At 60.2% G+C, this 14,841-nt stretch carries 13 protein-coding genes, 1 tRNA gene and 1 pseudogene; 8 read left to right on the forward strand and 7 right to left on the reverse strand.

The features are described from left to right. Positions 1-4: 4 nt before the first annotated feature. From pntB to yqhD, 3 genes are all read right to left on the reverse strand, one after another. On the reverse strand, positions 5-1,489 hold the full coding sequence (gene pntB, locus ACTG27_RS15265; RefSeq protein ID WP_005339759.1) for a Re/Si-specific NAD(P)(+) transhydrogenase subunit beta: 1,485 nt from the start codon (positions 1,487-1,489) through the stop codon (positions 5-7). A gap of 11 nt (positions 1,490-1,500) precedes the next feature. Further along, positions 1,501-3,027, reverse strand: coding sequence for a Re/Si-specific NAD(P)(+) transhydrogenase subunit alpha (gene pntA, locus ACTG27_RS15270; protein ID WP_040070064.1), 1,527 nt, complete (start codon positions 3,025-3,027; stop codon positions 1,501-1,503). A gap of 508 nt (positions 3,028-3,535) precedes the next feature. Continuing rightward, entirely contained in the window at positions 3,536-4,699 is a 1,164-nt protein-coding gene (gene yqhD / locus ACTG27_RS15275) for an alcohol dehydrogenase (RefSeq protein WP_439979914.1), read from the reverse strand. A gap of 157 nt (positions 4,700-4,856) precedes the next feature. On the opposite strand from yqhD, the gene ACTG27_RS15280 reads away from it, so the two are divergent. Continuing rightward, positions 4,857-5,759, forward strand: coding sequence for an AraC family transcriptional regulator (locus ACTG27_RS15280; protein ID WP_439979915.1), 903 nt, complete (start codon positions 4,857-4,859; stop codon positions 5,757-5,759). Between the two features lie 17 nt (positions 5,760-5,776). Then, positions 5,777-6,289, forward strand: coding sequence for a lipocalin family protein (locus ACTG27_RS15285; RefSeq protein ID WP_439979916.1), 513 nt, complete (start codon positions 5,777-5,779; stop codon positions 6,287-6,289). A 66-nt stretch (positions 6,290-6,355) separates the two neighbouring features. Here ACTG27_RS15285 and ACTG27_RS15290 read toward each other — a convergent pair. After that, a pseudogene (locus ACTG27_RS15290) lies at positions 6,356-8,247 on the reverse strand (methyl-accepting chemotaxis protein). A gap of 207 nt (positions 8,248-8,454) precedes the next feature. Further along, the gene (locus tag ACTG27_RS15295) at positions 8,455-8,952 is read right to left on the reverse strand and encodes a lactoylglutathione lyase family protein (protein WP_005357546.1); all 498 of its coding nucleotides are present in this window, start codon (positions 8,950-8,952) and stop codon (positions 8,455-8,457) included. Positions 8,953-9,052: 100 nt separating this feature from the next. Here ACTG27_RS15295 and ACTG27_RS15300 point away from each other — a divergent pair, with 100 nt between their 5' ends. After that, the gene (locus tag ACTG27_RS15300) at positions 9,053-9,925 is read left to right on the forward strand and encodes a LysR family transcriptional regulator (protein WP_439979917.1); all 873 of its coding nucleotides are present in this window, start codon (positions 9,053-9,055) and stop codon (positions 9,923-9,925) included. 145 nt (positions 9,926-10,070) lie between these two features. Here ACTG27_RS15300 and ACTG27_RS15305 read toward each other — a convergent pair. Continuing rightward, positions 10,071-10,147: transfer RNA gene (locus tag ACTG27_RS15305), tRNA-Trp, on the reverse strand. 201 nt (positions 10,148-10,348) lie between these two features. Between ACTG27_RS15305 and ACTG27_RS15310 the strand changes: the two genes are divergently transcribed. From ACTG27_RS15310 to ACTG27_RS15330, 5 genes are all read left to right on the forward strand, one after another. Continuing rightward, positions 10,349-10,891 (forward strand): hypothetical protein, encoded by a 543-nt coding sequence (locus tag ACTG27_RS15310; protein WP_439979918.1) that lies wholly within the window; start codon positions 10,349-10,351, stop codon positions 10,889-10,891. Between the two features lie 99 nt (positions 10,892-10,990). Further along, complete coding sequence (locus tag ACTG27_RS15315) at positions 10,991-11,185, forward strand: hypothetical protein (protein ID WP_013724188.1); 195 nt, start codon at positions 10,991-10,993, stop codon at positions 11,183-11,185. Continuing rightward, positions 11,166-12,086 carry an aspartate carbamoyltransferase gene (pyrB, locus tag ACTG27_RS15320; protein WP_005339735.1) on the forward strand — a complete coding sequence of 307 codons (921 nt, stop codon included), beginning with the start codon at positions 11,166-11,168 and terminating at the stop codon, positions 12,084-12,086. Before ACTG27_RS15315 ends, pyrB begins: the two co-directional genes overlap by 20 nt. Before the next feature lie 15 nt (positions 12,087-12,101). After that, the gene (gene pyrI / locus ACTG27_RS15325; RefSeq protein ID WP_005339730.1) at positions 12,102-12,566 is read left to right on the forward strand and encodes an aspartate carbamoyltransferase regulatory subunit; all 465 of its coding nucleotides are present in this window, start codon (positions 12,102-12,104) and stop codon (positions 12,564-12,566) included. Between the two features lie 200 nt (positions 12,567-12,766). Beyond that, complete coding sequence (locus tag ACTG27_RS15330; RefSeq protein ID WP_005339728.1) at positions 12,767-13,258, forward strand: arginine repressor; 492 nt, start codon at positions 12,767-12,769, stop codon at positions 13,256-13,258. 132 nt (positions 13,259-13,390) lie between these two features. On the opposite strand, the gene ACTG27_RS15335 is transcribed toward ACTG27_RS15330, so the two are convergent. Next, the gene (locus ACTG27_RS15335) at positions 13,391-14,797 is read right to left on the reverse strand and encodes a YfcC family protein (protein ID WP_040070076.1); all 1,407 of its coding nucleotides are present in this window, start codon (positions 14,795-14,797) and stop codon (positions 13,391-13,393) included. Positions 14,798-14,841 lie beyond the last annotated feature (44 nt).

Raw genomic sequence — 14,841 nt, forward strand, 5'->3', positions numbered from 1 at the left:
GCACTTACAGCGCTTTCAGGATTGCCTCGACGCTGGCCTTGGCATCGCCAAACAGCATCTGGGTATTTTCCTTGAAGAACAGCGGGTTCTGGACGCCGGCGTAGCCAGTGTTCATGGAGCGCTTGAAACCGATGACATTCTGCGCTTTCCACACTTCCAGCACCGGCATACCGGCGATCGGGCTGCCCGGATCTTCCATCGCAGCCGGGTTAACGGTGTCGTTGGCACCAATCACCAGCACGGTGTCGGTATCGGCGAAGTCGTCGTTGATCTCGTCCATTTCCAGCACGATGTCATACGGGACTTTCGCTTCCGCCAGCAGCACGTTCATGTGGCCAGGCAGACGACCGGCAACCGGGTGGATACCGAAGCGCACCTTGACGCCGCGATCACGCAGCTTCTGGGTGATTTCAGCCACCGGATACTGGGCCTGCGCCACCGCCATGCCGTAGCCCGGGGTGATGATGACGGAGCTGGAGTTCTTCAGCAGGTCGGCCACTTCCTCGGCGCTGGTTTCGCGGTATTCGCCCATCTCCTGATCAGCCGTGGAGGCTACGCCGTCGGAGCCGAAGCCACCGGCGATCACGGAGATGAAGGAGCGGTTCATCGCCTTGCACATGATGTAAGAGAGGATGGCACCGGAGGAACCAACAAGCGCACCGGTGACGATCAGCAGATCATTGGAGAGCATGAAGCCCGCCGCCGCTGCCGCCCAACCGGAGTAGGAGTTCAGCATGGAGACCACTACCGGCATGTCGGCACCGCCGATGGAGGCAACCAGATGCCAGCCAAAGGCGAAGGCGATCAGGGTCATCACCAGCAGAGCGAAGGTGGAGCCACCGGCGTTGACGAAGTAGACCATCAGCGCCAGAGAGGCGACCACAGCCAGCAGGTTCAGCTTGTGGCGGTGCGGCAGCATCAGCGGCTTGGAGGAGATGAGACCACGCAGCTTGCCGAACGCCACCACGGAACCGGTGAAGGTTACGGCACCGATGAAGACGCCCAGGAAGATCTCGACCAGGTGGATGTTCAGCATGGCGCCGGTCAGGTGCTCGACCTGGGCAACGCTGTTGGCCTGCTCGAACGCCGCACGGGCGGCTGCCAGAGTGGCATCCAGGTTGGAACCGACGGAGACGACCACCTCAGCAGGTGCAGAGGGGTGCAGATCGATGAAGCTGTTGAAGCCCACCAGTACTGCCGCCATACCCACGAAGCTGTGCAGCACGGCCACCAGCTCGGGCATCTCGGTCATTTCGACCTTGAGTGCCAGACGCACGCCGATGGCACCGCCGATCACCATGGCCAGAATGATCCAGTGAACACCACTGGTCTCCGGGTTGAATACGGTGGCGAGCAGGGCGATAGCCATACCCGCGATACCGAACAGGTTGCCATGCTTGGCCGTTTCTTGCTTCGACAGTCCCGCGAGACTGAGGATGAAGAGCACGGCGGCAACGATATAGGATGCTGTTACCAGTCCTTGAGACACGTTAAACCCCCTTAATCCTTACGGAACATCTTCAGCATGCGCTGAGTGACGGTGAAACCGCCGAAGATGTTGATACTGGCAATCAGCACGGCGATGAACGCCAGCGCGGTGACCAGGGTCGACCCTTGCCCGATCTGCAGCAGGGCACCGACCACGATAATGCCGGAGATGGCATTGGTGACCGACATCAGCGGCGTATGCAGGGCGTGAGAGACGTTCCACACCACGTAATAACCGACCACACAGGCCAGGATGAATACGGTGAAGTGGGAGAGGAAGGCTGCCGGGGCAACGGACGCAATCCAGCCGAAGGCGGCGATACCGAGGGCACCGAACACGAACTTCTTGTTGGAGGGCTTGGCCTCTTCTTTCTTGGCGGCCGGTTTGGCGGCGGCAGGTTTCTGCGGGGCAGCAGAGACAGAGATGGCGGGCGGCGGGAAGGTTACTTCACCGGCCTGGATCACCGTCATGTTGCGCTGAACCACGTCTTCGAAGTCGATAGCAACGTTGCCGTCCTTCTCCTTGCACATCAGCTTCATCAGGTTGACCAGGTTGGTACCGTAGAGCTGGGAGGATTGGGCAGGCAGACGACCCGGCAGATCGGTGTAACCAATCACCTTGACGCCGTTGGCGGTGACATGCAGCTCACCCGGCACTGTGTATTCACAGTTACCGCCAGCCTGAGCGGCCATGTCCACGATGACGGAGCCCGGCTTCATGCTGTCGACCATCTCTTTGGTGATCAGCTTGGGAGCCGGCTTGCCCGGGATCAGGGCGGTGGTGATGATGATATCCACCTCTTTGGCCTGCTGGGCGAACAGCTCCATCTCGGCCTTGATGAACTCATCGGACATGACTTTGGCGTAACCATCGCTGGATGCGCCATCTTCGCCACCGAAGTCCAGCTTGAGGAATTCCCCACCCATGGATTCGATCTGCTCGGCCACTTCCAGACGGGTATCGAACGCACGCACGATGGCACCGAGGGAACCGGCCGTACCGATGGCGGCCAGACCGGCTACGCCGGCACCGATCACCAGTACCTTGGCAGGCGGCACTTTACCGGCTGCGGTGATTTGACCGGTGAAGAAGCGACCGAACTGGTGCGCAGCTTCAACCACGGCGCGATAGCCACCGATGTTGGCCATGGAGGAGAGGGCATCGAGGGACTGGGCACGGGAGATCCGCGGCACCATATCCATCGCCATCACATTGATGTTGCGCTCGGACAGCTTCTTGACCAGCTCAGGGTTCTGGGCAGGCCAGATGAAGCTCACCAGAGTGGCGCCATCTTTAATTTGTGCGATCTCGGCATCGGTCGGCGCATTGACCTTGAAGATAAGGTCGGCTTGCCAGACATTCGGCACCACGCTGGCACCGGCAGCCTCGAAGGCGGCATCATCGAAGCTGGCCGACAGGCCTGCGCCGGTCTCGATGGCGACCTCGAAGCCGAGCTTTTTCAGCTGCTCGACGGTAGCCGGGGTCGCTGCGACCCGGGTCTCACCGGCGAGACTCTCTCTCGGTATTCCAATCTGCATGACTATTCCCTGATGGTTAATAAACAATCGCTGCCCAGTGTCTCACTTCTGACGAAACAAGACATGACCAAAGTGCAGGTCCAGGGCTCTTTGTTATGAAAATCAGTAGGCTTTACCTCAACCTCCTGTCATGGTCAGGCCCCCGCTTTTCAGGCGCGAAGGTGATTAGTATCAAATTTTGGAGTTTTATTACAACCGCACGCCCGACAGCACGCGTACAGATTTCAGCCCATCCCCGCCGAGGATTAAAAAAAACAAACCAAATTAGAGGCTTATACCAGTAAAAACGGCTGAAAAAAAGTGATCCAACCAGTCAAAAAAAATGTTTTACCGGCCCTCTATCTTAGCGTTTTTTGTTCTTACGAAATCCGCTTTCGTCTCACTTCTCGCAGCGAAACGCCGAAAAGTAACATTTTCCCAACAAAAGCGGGGCCGCTCAGCCGCCAGATAGCGGGAGAGGGCCCCGGCAATTCAATCGTTTCGCCCGTTTGGCACCGATTGGCGGCCCTTACCAGGCCGCTTCATAAATATGCTGGCTCTGCACCAGATCGATGTCGCTGTGCTCGCCCAGACGGGTCATGCCGTGCTCACCCAGCTTGCCGATCAGGGTGTCGATACCCAGATCTTTCAGACCATAGTCGCGCAGTCGGGTCTTGACTCCCATCCGCTCGAAGAAGTCGCGGGTCGCGGCGATGGCATCGTCGATGCGCTCCGCTTCGCTGCCGCTGTTCAGACCCCACACCCGCTCTGCGTATTGCAGCAGCTTGGCATGTTTCTGTTTGCGCTTGGCCTGCAGCAGGGCAGGCAGCACCACCGCCAGAGTCTGGGCGTGGTCGAGGCCGTGCAAGGCGGTCAGCTCGTGACCTAGCATATGGGTCGCCCAGTCCTGCGGCACACCGGCACCGATCAGACCGTTCAGCGCCATGGTGGCGCTCCACATGATGTTGGCGCGCACCTCATAGTTGTGCGGTTCGGCCAGCGCCTTGGGGCCCTCTTCGATCAGGGTCAGCAGCAAGCCTTCGGCGAAGCGATCCTGCACCTTGGCGTTGACCGGATAGGTGAGGTACTGCTCCACGATGTGGACGAACGCATCCACCACCCCGTTCGCCACCTGACGCTCGGGCAGGGTGTAGGTGAGCACCGGATCCAGCACGGCGAAGCGCGGCATCACGAACGGCGAGAAGAAGTGCACCTTGTCGCCACTGCTGCGACGGGTGATGACGGCGCCCATGTTCATTTCGGAACCGGTCGCCGGCAGGGTCAGCACTGAGCCGAGCGGGATGGCGGAACGCACTTCGCTGCCGACGGTCTCGAGAATGTGCCAGGGATCCTTGGCCAGATCGTAGTGCGCGGCAGCAGCGATAAACTTGGTGCCATCGAGCACGGAACCACCGCCAACGGCGAGCAGGAAGTCGACCCGCTCGGCACGGGCCAGCTCCACGGCGCCCATCAGGGTCTCGTAGGCCGGGTTCGGTTCGATGCCGCCAAATTCAAACAGGGTCATGCCAGCCAGCTCGTTACGGATCTGCTCCAGCAAGCCGCTGCGTACCACGCTGCCGCCGCCGTAGGTGATCATGACACGGGCATCGCTCGGGAGCTGGTCGCGCAGCTGGGCGATCTGCCCCTGGCCGAACAGGATTTTGGTCGGGGTATGGAGAGTAAAGTTGTTCATCGACATTGCCTTCTTCTGATAGTCAGGGCGGCCAGGCCGCGAAATCGTGATTGCATTTTTCTCCAGAACCACCCTACCATCAAGACAACATCCTGCTTGATTCTTGCCTATTTCTACAAAGCAGCGAAAACCGGAACTGTCGAATCAAAGAGCGCCCATGCAAAACCGTTACAGCGACCTCGCAACCAGATTGACCCGCCACGTCACCACTCCCGGCATATCCCCGTCACCGGTGAAACAGGTCAATCTCATCTACACCACCGAGTACCACGGCCGTACTCCGGTGCTCTACCAGCCGCGGATGATCGTGATCCTGCAGGGGCACAAGGTGGGCTATCTGGCGGATCAGGTATTTCGCTACGACCCCAACCACTACCTGCTGATGACCCTGCCGCTGCCCTGCGAGTGCGAGTGTTTCGCCTCCCCCGAGCAGCCGCTTATCGGTTTTACCATCGAGATCGATCTGGTCATCCTGCAGGAGCTGTTGCTTGAGCTGGGCGATGCCCTGCCCGCCCCCGCTCCGCAAAAGAGCGGCGTCCACTCGGTCCCCCTGTCGGAGACCATGTTCTGCGCCGCCGAGCGGCTGATCGAGCTGATGGACAACCCGCTGCACGCCAAGGTGCTGGGGCCGCAGACGGTGCGCGAGATGCTGTTCCACGCCCTCACCGAGGGGGGCGGCCCGGCGCTGCAGGCGCTCGCCAATCGCCACAACCATGTGGGCCAGATCGCCCGGGTGCTGCGTATGATAGAGTCCCGTTATGCCGACAACCTCACCATGGAGGAGCTGGCGCGGGAGGTGAACATGAGCGTCTCCGCCTTTCACCACCACTTCAAGGCGGTCACTGCCACTTCGCCGCTGCAGTACATCAAGTCGTTTCGCCTGCACAAGGCGCGGATGATGATGCTGCACGATGGCATCAAGGCGGGCACCGCGGCGGCCAGAGTCGGTTACGAGAGCAACTCCCAGTTCAGTCGGGAGTACAAGCGCTTCTTCGGCAGCACGCCGACGGATCAGGCCTCCCGCTTCCGGGATGGCCAGCTGCGCATCATCGAGGGATAACAAGAGAGGGATTACTTATGCGTTCACTGCTTTGCCTGTTCACCGCTTTACTGCTGACGGCCTGTACCGGGATTGCCGACGGCATTCGCCCCGTTACCGGCTTCCAGCTCGACCGTTATCTCGGCACCTGGTACGAAATCGCCCGCCTCGACCACAGCTTCGAACGGGGGCTGGAGCAGGTGAGCGCCACCTACAGCCTGCGGGATAATGGCGGCGTCAAGGTGCTCAACCGCGGCAAGCAGAGCGATGGCAGCTGGCGCGAAGCCGAGGGCAAGGCCTACTTCGTCGGCAACCCGGACGAGGCGCGGCTCAAGGTGAGTTTCTTCGGCCCCTTCTACGGCGGCTACAACGTCATCGACCTCGACCCCGATTACCAGCTCTCGCTGGTGACCAGCTACAACCACGACTACCTCTGGATCCTCTCCCGCTCACCCAACCCGCCCAAGACGAAGGTGGATGCGCTGGTCGCCAAAGCGAAGTCGCTGGGCTTTGCCACCGACCAGCTGATTTGGGTCAAGCAGACCCCTTAAGCCAGCCGTAAAATAACAAAGGGCAGCCCGCGGGCTGCCCTTTCTGTTGCTGGCGTGGCGGGATGATCAGAGCCGGAAGCGACCGATCTCCTGCTCCAGCCGCTCGGTCAGCGACTTGAGCTCGGCCGCCTGCGCCGCCTCGTTGCCCGCCTGCTCGGCCAGCTCTGCGAGACGTGGCGGATATTCTCGGTATTGCGGCTGATTTCGCCGGTCACCGAGGTCTGCTCTTCGGCAGCTGCGGCGATCTGGGTCGCCATGTCGCTGATGGAGCCGATCGCCTCGTTGATCCGGGCAAGGCTCTGGTTGGCCGCTTCCGCATCCTCGACGCTGGTACCCGCCAGCTGACGGCTGGTCTCCATGCCACCCACGGCGCGACGGGTGGTCTGCTGCAGGGTCTCGATCATCTGCTGGATCTCGTCGGTAGAGTCGTGAGTGCGGCGCGACAGCACCCGCACCTCGTCCGCCACTACCGCGAAGCCGCGGCCCTGCTCACCGGCCCGGGCCGCCTCGATGGCGGCGTTGAGCGCCAGCAGATTGGTCTGCTCGGCGATGCCGCTGATGGTCGCCAGAATGCCGCTGATCTTCTGGGCATGGCTGTCGAGCTCGTTGATGATCTGGCTGGCATCGGCCACTTCGTCCGCCAGACCGGTAATGCTGCGCTGACTCTGGCCAACCTGGGATTGACCAGCAACCGCCAGTGCAACCGCATCGGTGGCGGTAGTGGCGGCAAACTCGGCGTTGCCGGCGATCTCCTGGGTAGCGGAGGCCATCTCGGTCACCGCGGTCGCCACCATCACGATCTCATCCTGCTGCTGGCGTACCCGCTGACTGCGGGCCTGCGCCCCGGCCGCCTGGGCGCGGGACTGTGCCGCCAGCTCGACGGTCACATCCCGCAACCGGCTGACGATGCCGTGCAGCCGCGCCACGAACTGGTTGAAGTTCTGGGCCAGCTGACCCACCTCATCCTTGCTGTGGGTGTTGATGTGAACGGTGAGATCCCCCTCGCCGTGGGCAATGTCGTGCAGGGCGTGCGCGACCCGACCGAGATCGGCGAACAGGTATTTGAAGGTGGCGGTGAGCAGGGCACTGAACACCAGCATCAGCACCAGGGTCAGCCCCACCAGCTCCCACAGCAGGCTGCTGAGCGGCGCTTCCAGCACATCGCGATACATCACCATTGCCAGCAGCCAGTCGGTGCCCGGTACCGGTTGTACCGCCAGCAGCACATCCCGCCCGTCGAGGGTGGCGGCGTGCAGCTCGCTGTTTTCGCGGCCCCACTGCTGGAAGGTGGCGGCAGAGAGTCCCGGCGCCAGCTCGGCGATGGGCTTGAGCGCCAAATCCTTCTGCGGATGGCCGACGATGAGGCCACTGCTGTCGAGCAGCATGGCGTAGCCCTCACCCTGCACCTTCATCGCCAGTACTTCGTCGATCAGCTTGTCGAGCGCCAGGTTGGCCCCCACGGCACCGACCAGCTCACCCTGATGGCGTACCGGCTCGGAGAGGGTGACCACCAGCTTCTGCATGGTGACGCTGACATAGGGGGCGGTGACGATCAGCTGACCCGCTTTCACCGCATCCTGATACCAGGGGCGCTCGCGCGGGTCATAGTTGCCGGTGTTGAGGGAGGGGTCCTGCCGGGTCATCACCCCCTGCGCGGAGCCAAAATAGGTGAGCCCGAAGCCGCCGGAGGTATAGGCCTGCTTCAGGTGCGGCACCAGCTCGGCTTGGGGGTTATCGCTGATCAGGTTGACCAGCGCATGGACGGTGTTCTTGCGATCCGTCATCCATTCGCCGATGGCGACCGAGTAGGCGTGGCCATAGTTGACCGCCTCGCTCTGGATGGCGCTCATGGTGCGGGATTTTAGGGTGTGAAAGGCAACGATGCCGAGCAGTGATGCCATCAGCAGCACTACGCCAAGACTGGTGGCCAGCAGCTTGCCGCGCAGAGAGAGGGTCATGACGACGAATCCTTGTTGTTGTGTCAGGCAGGGAAAACCCTGATGTATCAAAGGCTATCGGCCGCAATATGAACAGACTTTAGTGAATCTGTATATTTTCCCATCTATCAACAACAGAACGCGCTATTCGTGTGAACCAGATCGCTATTCCATGCTACTGACTCTTGTAACAACAAAGCAGCAGCCCGCCCGAAGGCGGCCTGTCACTTACCCCTGATATGCACCGGCGGAGTAGGTCAGCTCATAGCTGTGGCTGTAAATCTCGACGATATTGCCGAAGGGATCTTCCATGTAGACCATGCGGTAGGGCTTCTCGCCCGGGTAGTACTCGCGCACCGGCATCCGCTGCTTGCCGCCCGCCGCGACGATGCGCGCCGCCAGCCCCTCGACATCCGGATCCTGCACGCTGAAGTGGAATACCCCGGTCTTCCAGAATTCGAAGTTGTTCTCACGGCGCTCGCTGTTGGGGAACTCGAACAGCTCGATGCCGATCTTGTCGCCGGTGGAGAGGTGGGCGATGCGAAAAGAACCCCAACCCGGGCCGAACACGTCGTTGCACATCACGCCGATGGCGGAGTCATCCTCGCTGATGGTGGTGGCCGGCATGATGAGATACCAGCCCATCACCTTGGTATAGAACTCGACCGCCTTGTCGAGGTCAGTCACCGTGATGCCGATGTGGGAGAAGTTGCGCGGGTAAGTCATAAGTCACCTTGAAATTGTGTGTGGGAAACAGGTGACATGATAGGAAGGGGCGACATAATGAAAAATAAGGTCAAACTAATGTAAGGCATAAATTAAATTTATGGTTAATCCACTCTGGCTCCACACCCTGGTGGTGGTGCATGAAACCGGCAGCTTTACCCGCGCCGCCGAGCGGCTGGATCTCACCCAGGCCGCCGTCAGCCAGCATATCTCGCGTCTCGAGGCCGAATTTGGCCCTCTGCTGCTGCGCAAGCCCCGTCAGCTGGAGCTCACTCCGCGCGGGCTGGTGCTGCTCGACTTCGCCCGCCAGCAGGCGCAGGCCGCCGAACAGCTGCGGGCGCGCCTCTCTGACGATGACCCTCACCGCGGCGCCATCACCCTCACCACCCCGGGCAGCATCGGCCTGCTGCTCTATCCCCTGCTGCTCGACCAGCAACAGGAGCACCCTGGACTCACTATCCAGCACCGCTTTGCCCCCACCCCCGACATAGTGCAGGCGGTACTGGCGGGGCGCAGCGATCTGGGACTGGTGGATCAACCGCCGGAGCACCCCAGCATCGCCGCCGAGCCCTTCGCCCGCGAACCCCTCTGTCTGGTGGTGCCCAACGATGGCGAGGAGCCGAGCTGGCAGCACCTCTGCAAGCTCGGCTTTATCGACCATCCGGATGGCCGCAGCATGGCACAACGCCTGTTGGGACGACGCTACCCCGGCCAGCGCGTTGACGAGATCCCGCTGCGCGGCTTTACCAACCAGATCGGCCTGATCCTGGAACCGGTCGCCCGCGGCCTCGGTTTTACCGTGCTGCCCCGCTTCGCCGTCACCGCCTTTGCCCAGCAGGAGAAGATCCGGGTGATCCAGAGCTGCATTGAAGTGATCGACACCCTCTGGCTGATCTACCGCGCCGAGTGGCCGCTCCCCGCCCGCCACCAGCGGCTGGTCACCATCCTGAAACAGCGGGTTGCTGCACACTGAACGCTCTTGCGGCAGACATCGAGATCAATCTGGCCACAGTCACCGGACTGCTAACGGCAAGAAGGAGAAGAGAAAGGAGAGAGGGATAAATTGGCGAACGCCGGAAATGCGAAAGGCCAGCTCAATGAGCTGGCCTCTCTGAAAATGGCAGGGGCGGCAGGACTCGAACCCGCAACCATCGGTTTTGGAGACCGCTGTTCTACCAATTGGAACTACGCCCCTGCAACAAACGAGGCGTAGTATACAAAGTGGAGATCAAAGGTAAAGGCTTTTTTTACGCTTTCGATGCGATTGCACAAATCCCGAACAAGTCGCGGTTGTTTGTGCAGCAAAGCGGGATAACTTGCTGTATTTGCAGCCCTGCCGGGGTAGGAATGGGACATAAATGGGGGTAGGGTGAAATCAGGTACCGGGAGGCCACTTATGCTCAATTACCGATTGCTCCAACAACTGGCGCCCCTCAACTTCAGGGATGAACGCAAGACAGAGTCCCTGCCCACCTATCTTGAACGGGTCGCGCCGCTGGTGCCCTTTATTCCTGAAAATGTGCTCTCCCAGTGGATTTACCGTCATTGGCGCGGTTTTGAGTCCAACTGGAGCTTTATCGATCTCGCCAGCCATCAGTTCACCTGTGAAAGCTGGCCCACCGCGCAACTGGTGGATCAGGTGGACTCCCGCCATATGGAGGTGATCGAGCGCTGGGGCGAGATGCTGCGCAGCAACCGCTATGTGCGTCGCTCCTGGCTCGGCGAGAAGATGCTGAGCGAAGGCACCTGGCCCGAACCTGTCATCGTGCTGGTGCCGGAAGAGGGTGCCAGCTACCCGAACGGCCATCCCCTGCCCCGCCCCTACTGCCTGCTGGAAGGACACCACAGACTCGGTTATTTGCGCGCCATGGCCCGCGATGGGGAATCGCTGCAAGAGACGCACAAGGTGTGGATTTGTCGTCATGTTTCCGCCACTTAAACGTTTTTCATGCTGAAATTGGCATCGGAAATAAAATTTTGACAATTAAAAAAGCGGCCCTATAATCTGTCCGGTTTTGAAAAAGGTCGGGACGAAACGATGCAGTTTTTGATTCAGAAAACAGCCTTGCAGACGGGTGGTGCGCACCAGAGCGGCCCCGTTGTTTCCGGTTCCCACCCCAACGATCCCCAGTTATTTTTAAAAAAAGCCCCTGTTTCAGGGGCTTTTTTTTGTGCCCGAAAAACCTCCAATGATGTCAAAGGGAATGCAGACGATGACCAATCCACTCTATAAGAAACATGTCATCTCCATTTCGGACCTGACCAGGTCAGAAATGGAACTGGTAGTCTCAACCGCACAAAGGTTGAAGGCTGAACCTGACACCAGCCTGTTGAAAGACAAGCTGGTTGCCAGCTGCTTCTTCGAAGCCTCCACCCGCACCCGCCTCTCGTTCGAGACCGCGGTACAGCGCCTTGGCGGCAACATCATCGGCTTCGCCGACGGTGGCAACACCAGCGCCAAGAAGGGCGAGACGCTGGCTGACTCCATCAAGATCATCGGCTCCTACTCGGATGCGGTGGTGATGCGCCACCCGAAAGAGGGTGCGGCCCGTCTGGCCTCCGAATTCTCCCGCGTGCCGGTCATCAACGGCGGCGACGGCTCCAACCAGCATCCGAGCCAGACCCTGCTCGACCTGTTCACCATCCATGAGACCCAGGGTCGTCTGGACAACCTCAACGTCGCCTTCGTCGGTGACCTGAAATATGGCCGGACCGTGCACTCGCTGGCCCAGGCCCTCAGCCTGTTCAACTGCCGCTTCTTCTTCATCTCCCCGGAAGCGCTGGCGATGCCGGACTACATCTGCGAAGAGCTGGAAGAGAAGGGTATCCAGTTCAGCGTCCACCAGACCATGGAAGAGGTGATGCCGGAGCTGGACATTCTCTACATGACCCGCGTCCAGAAAGAGCGCTTCGACGAGACCGAATACAAGCACATGGCCGCCAAGTTCATTCTGGAGCTGGCGACTCTGGAAGGGGCCAAGCCCACCATGAAGATCCTGCATCCCCTGCCCCGCGTCGACGAGATCGATGTAGCTGTCGACAAGACTCCCCACGCTTGCTACTTCCAGCAGGCGGAGAACGGGGTCTATGCACGCCAGGCGCTGCTGGCACTGGTACTGAACGAAACTGTCTGAGCTTAGGGGAATATCATGTCTGACAAGAACCAACTGCAAGTCGAAGCCATCCGTCACGGATCCGTCATCGATCACATCCCCGCTGGCCAGGGCATCAAGATCCTCAAGCTGTTCCAGCTGGTCGAAACCCAGGAGCGGATCACCGTCGGCTTCAACCTGAAATCCGGCGCACTGGGCAAGAAGGATCTCATCAAGATTGAGAACACCCGCCTGACCGAGCAACAAGCCAACCAGCTTGCGCTGTTCGCCCCTAAAGCGACCGTCAACATCATCGAAGACTTCAATGTGGTGAAGAAGCACCAGCTGGAGCTGCCGGAGTTCATCGCCGGGGTGTTCCACTGCCCCAACTCCAACTGCATCTCCCATAACGAGCCGGTTGACAGCTACTTCCGGGTGCGCGAAGTGAAAGGCGTGGTGCGGATGAAGTGCAAATATTGCGAGAAGTCCTTCACTCAGGACATCGTCAGCGAGCGTTACTGATATCTGATTGGGCCCCGCGGGGCCCATTTTTGAACCCTGTCACATCACCGAATTTCCAGTCAGCTATAATTTGCCATCGCAAGATGGTAACGCCCGCTCATTCCCTGCATATAGATGGATTATCAGTGTTTTTACCTGATAACTGACTGCTATGGCAGATATCGCGCGTTTACCTCCGGTCATCATCAAAGGAATTCGCCGTGGTCAAAACCCTCAGTCGTCCCGTTGCCCAAGAGCCCGATCTGGCCCAGCTGGATGCCTGTCGCCAGATCATCGGTCAGCACTGCTACAGCACCCAGGAAGAGATCCGCCGCGAGCTGTCGGAGCGCGGCTTTGCCGACATCAGCCAGTCCACCATCTCACGCCTGCTGCGCCGCCTCGGCGTGGCCAAGGCGCAGAATGCCAACGGCAAGAAGGTCTACACCCTGGTCGACGAGCAGCTGGAACCCGCCGGCAGTACCCGCTCTATCCACGACATGGTGCGCGAAGTGGTACACAACCAGCAGATGGTGCTGATCCACACCACTCCGGGGGCCGCCACCGTGGTGGCTCGCCTGCTGGATCGCAACGCCAATCCCGAGATCATGGGTGCCGTCGCAGGTAATGACGTGGTGCTGGTCGCGCCGCGCCATATCAGCCGTACCCGTCAGGCCCATGCCGCCGTGGTGCGCACGCTGGCGCAGGCCCGCTAAGCCATTTCCCCCTAAATACATCGAGGCGACCCGCGGTCGCCTTTTTGTTGCCTGCTATTTTGTGTCCATCACTTCTTGCGCCCATAAAAAACGGGAGCCCGCAGGCTCCCGTTTCATCTTGCTTGTCATCCCTCAGGAGAGCACGGCGCCCAGGCTCAGGCAGACCACGATCAGCACGGTCAGGATACCGAGCAGCGGAGCCACCCACTTCAGCCAGCGCACATAAGGCACCTTGGCGATGGCCAGACCGCCCATGACCACGGCGGAGGTCGGGGTCACCAGGTTCACCAGACCGGAGGCAGACTGGTAAGCAGTCACCACCAGATCGCGGCCCACGTTGGCGAAGTCGGCCAGCGGCGCCATGATCGGCATGGTCAGTACAGCCAGACCGGAGGAGGACGGCACCAGGAAGGAGAGCACCACTTCCAGCACGAACATCACGTTGATAAAGACGATGGTGGAGAGGCCGGTCACGATCCCTTCTGCACTGTGCAAAATGGTGTGAGTGATCATGCCGTTATCCATCACTACCACGATACCGCGGGCGATACCGATGATCAGCGCCACACCCAGCAGGTCGCGAGCACCGTCGATAAAGTTGGAGGTCAGCTCCTCTTCGCTCATGCGGGAGATGACACCGACTATGATGGCGGCAGCCAGGAACACGCCGGAGATCTGCGCCATCCACCAGCCCAGCACGGCCACACCGTAGATCATCACGGCGAAGGCGGCGACGAAGATACCCAGCACGATTTTACGGGTCAGGGTGAACTCCAGCATCTGGTCGCTCTTGTTGCCAAGGAAGTGGGCACGGTTCTCTTCCCACTTGTCAGCCACCAGGGATTTGCTCGGATCGCTGCGCACCATCTTGGCGTAACGCATGACGTAGGCAACACAGAGCAGCCAACCGGCGACCAGCATGGCAACGCGCAGCCAGATACCATCGGTGAAGGAGATACCGGCGGCGTTGGCGGCAATCACTGTCGCAAACGGGTTGATGGTGGAACCGAGAGTACCGATACCGGCGCCCAGCAATACGGTTGCCGCTGCCACCACAGGGTCGAAGCGGGCGGCCATCATCACCGGCACCAGCAGGGTGTAGAAAGGCAGCGACTCTTCGGCCATGCCGTAGATGGTGCCGCCTGCGGCGAACAGCGCCATCAGGATCGGGATCATCCACTCTTCACGGCCACGCAGACGGTCGGTCACACGTTCGATACCGGCATCGATGGCACCTGTCTTGGTCACAATGCCAAGAAAACCACCGATGATCAGGATAAAGAGGGAGACGTCGATGGCGCCTGCCTCATAGGTGTCGTGGTTGTAGAGGCCATCGATAGGTGCCAGCAGCACGTCGACGATCCCCTGGGGATTCCCCTCCACCAGTTTGTAGGTACCCGCCACCGGCACTTCTTTGCCGAGGGCTTCGTTCATGGTCATCTCGTATTTGCCGGCCGGCACTATCCAGCTCAGGGCGGCCACCAGGGCGATCAGCACAAACAGTATCGTGTAGGCTGACGGGAACTTGAATTTGGTCATGGTCCAGCTTCCTTCTGTGGGTGTGGTATCCATGCAGGCTGCGG

This window comes from Aeromonas sp. 97A, assembly GCF_051919185.1.
Classification (GTDB): Bacteria; Pseudomonadota; Gammaproteobacteria; order Enterobacterales; family Aeromonadaceae; genus Aeromonas; species Aeromonas veronii.

Coding starts and splice junctions, on each gene's coding strand:
- pntA (WP_040070064.1), bottom strand. CDS start 3,027: ATGCAGATTGGAATACCGAGAGAGAGTCTCGCCGGTGAGACCCGGGTC.
- yqhD (WP_439979914.1), bottom strand. CDS start 4,699: ATGAACAACTTTACTCTCCATACCCCGACCAAAATCCTGTTCGGCCAG.
- ACTG27_RS15280 (WP_439979915.1), top strand. CDS start 4,857: ATGCAAAACCGTTACAGCGACCTCGCAACCAGATTGACCCGCCACGTC.
- ACTG27_RS15285 (WP_439979916.1), top strand. CDS start 5,777: ATGCGTTCACTGCTTTGCCTGTTCACCGCTTTACTGCTGACGGCCTGT.
- ACTG27_RS15295 (WP_005357546.1), bottom strand. CDS start 8,952: ATGACTTACCCGCGCAACTTCTCCCACATCGGCATCACGGTGACTGAC.
- ACTG27_RS15300 (WP_439979917.1), top strand. CDS start 9,053: ATGGTTAATCCACTCTGGCTCCACACCCTGGTGGTGGTGCATGAAACC.
- ACTG27_RS15310 (WP_439979918.1), top strand. CDS start 10,349: ATGCTCAATTACCGATTGCTCCAACAACTGGCGCCCCTCAACTTCAGG.
- ACTG27_RS15315 (WP_013724188.1), top strand. CDS start 10,991: ATGCAGTTTTTGATTCAGAAAACAGCCTTGCAGACGGGTGGTGCGCAC.
- pyrB (WP_005339735.1), top strand. CDS start 11,166: ATGACCAATCCACTCTATAAGAAACATGTCATCTCCATTTCGGACCTG.
- pyrI (WP_005339730.1), top strand. CDS start 12,102: ATGTCTGACAAGAACCAACTGCAAGTCGAAGCCATCCGTCACGGATCC.
- ACTG27_RS15335 (WP_040070076.1), bottom strand. CDS start 14,797: ATGACCAAATTCAAGTTCCCGTCAGCCTACACGATACTGTTTGTGCTG.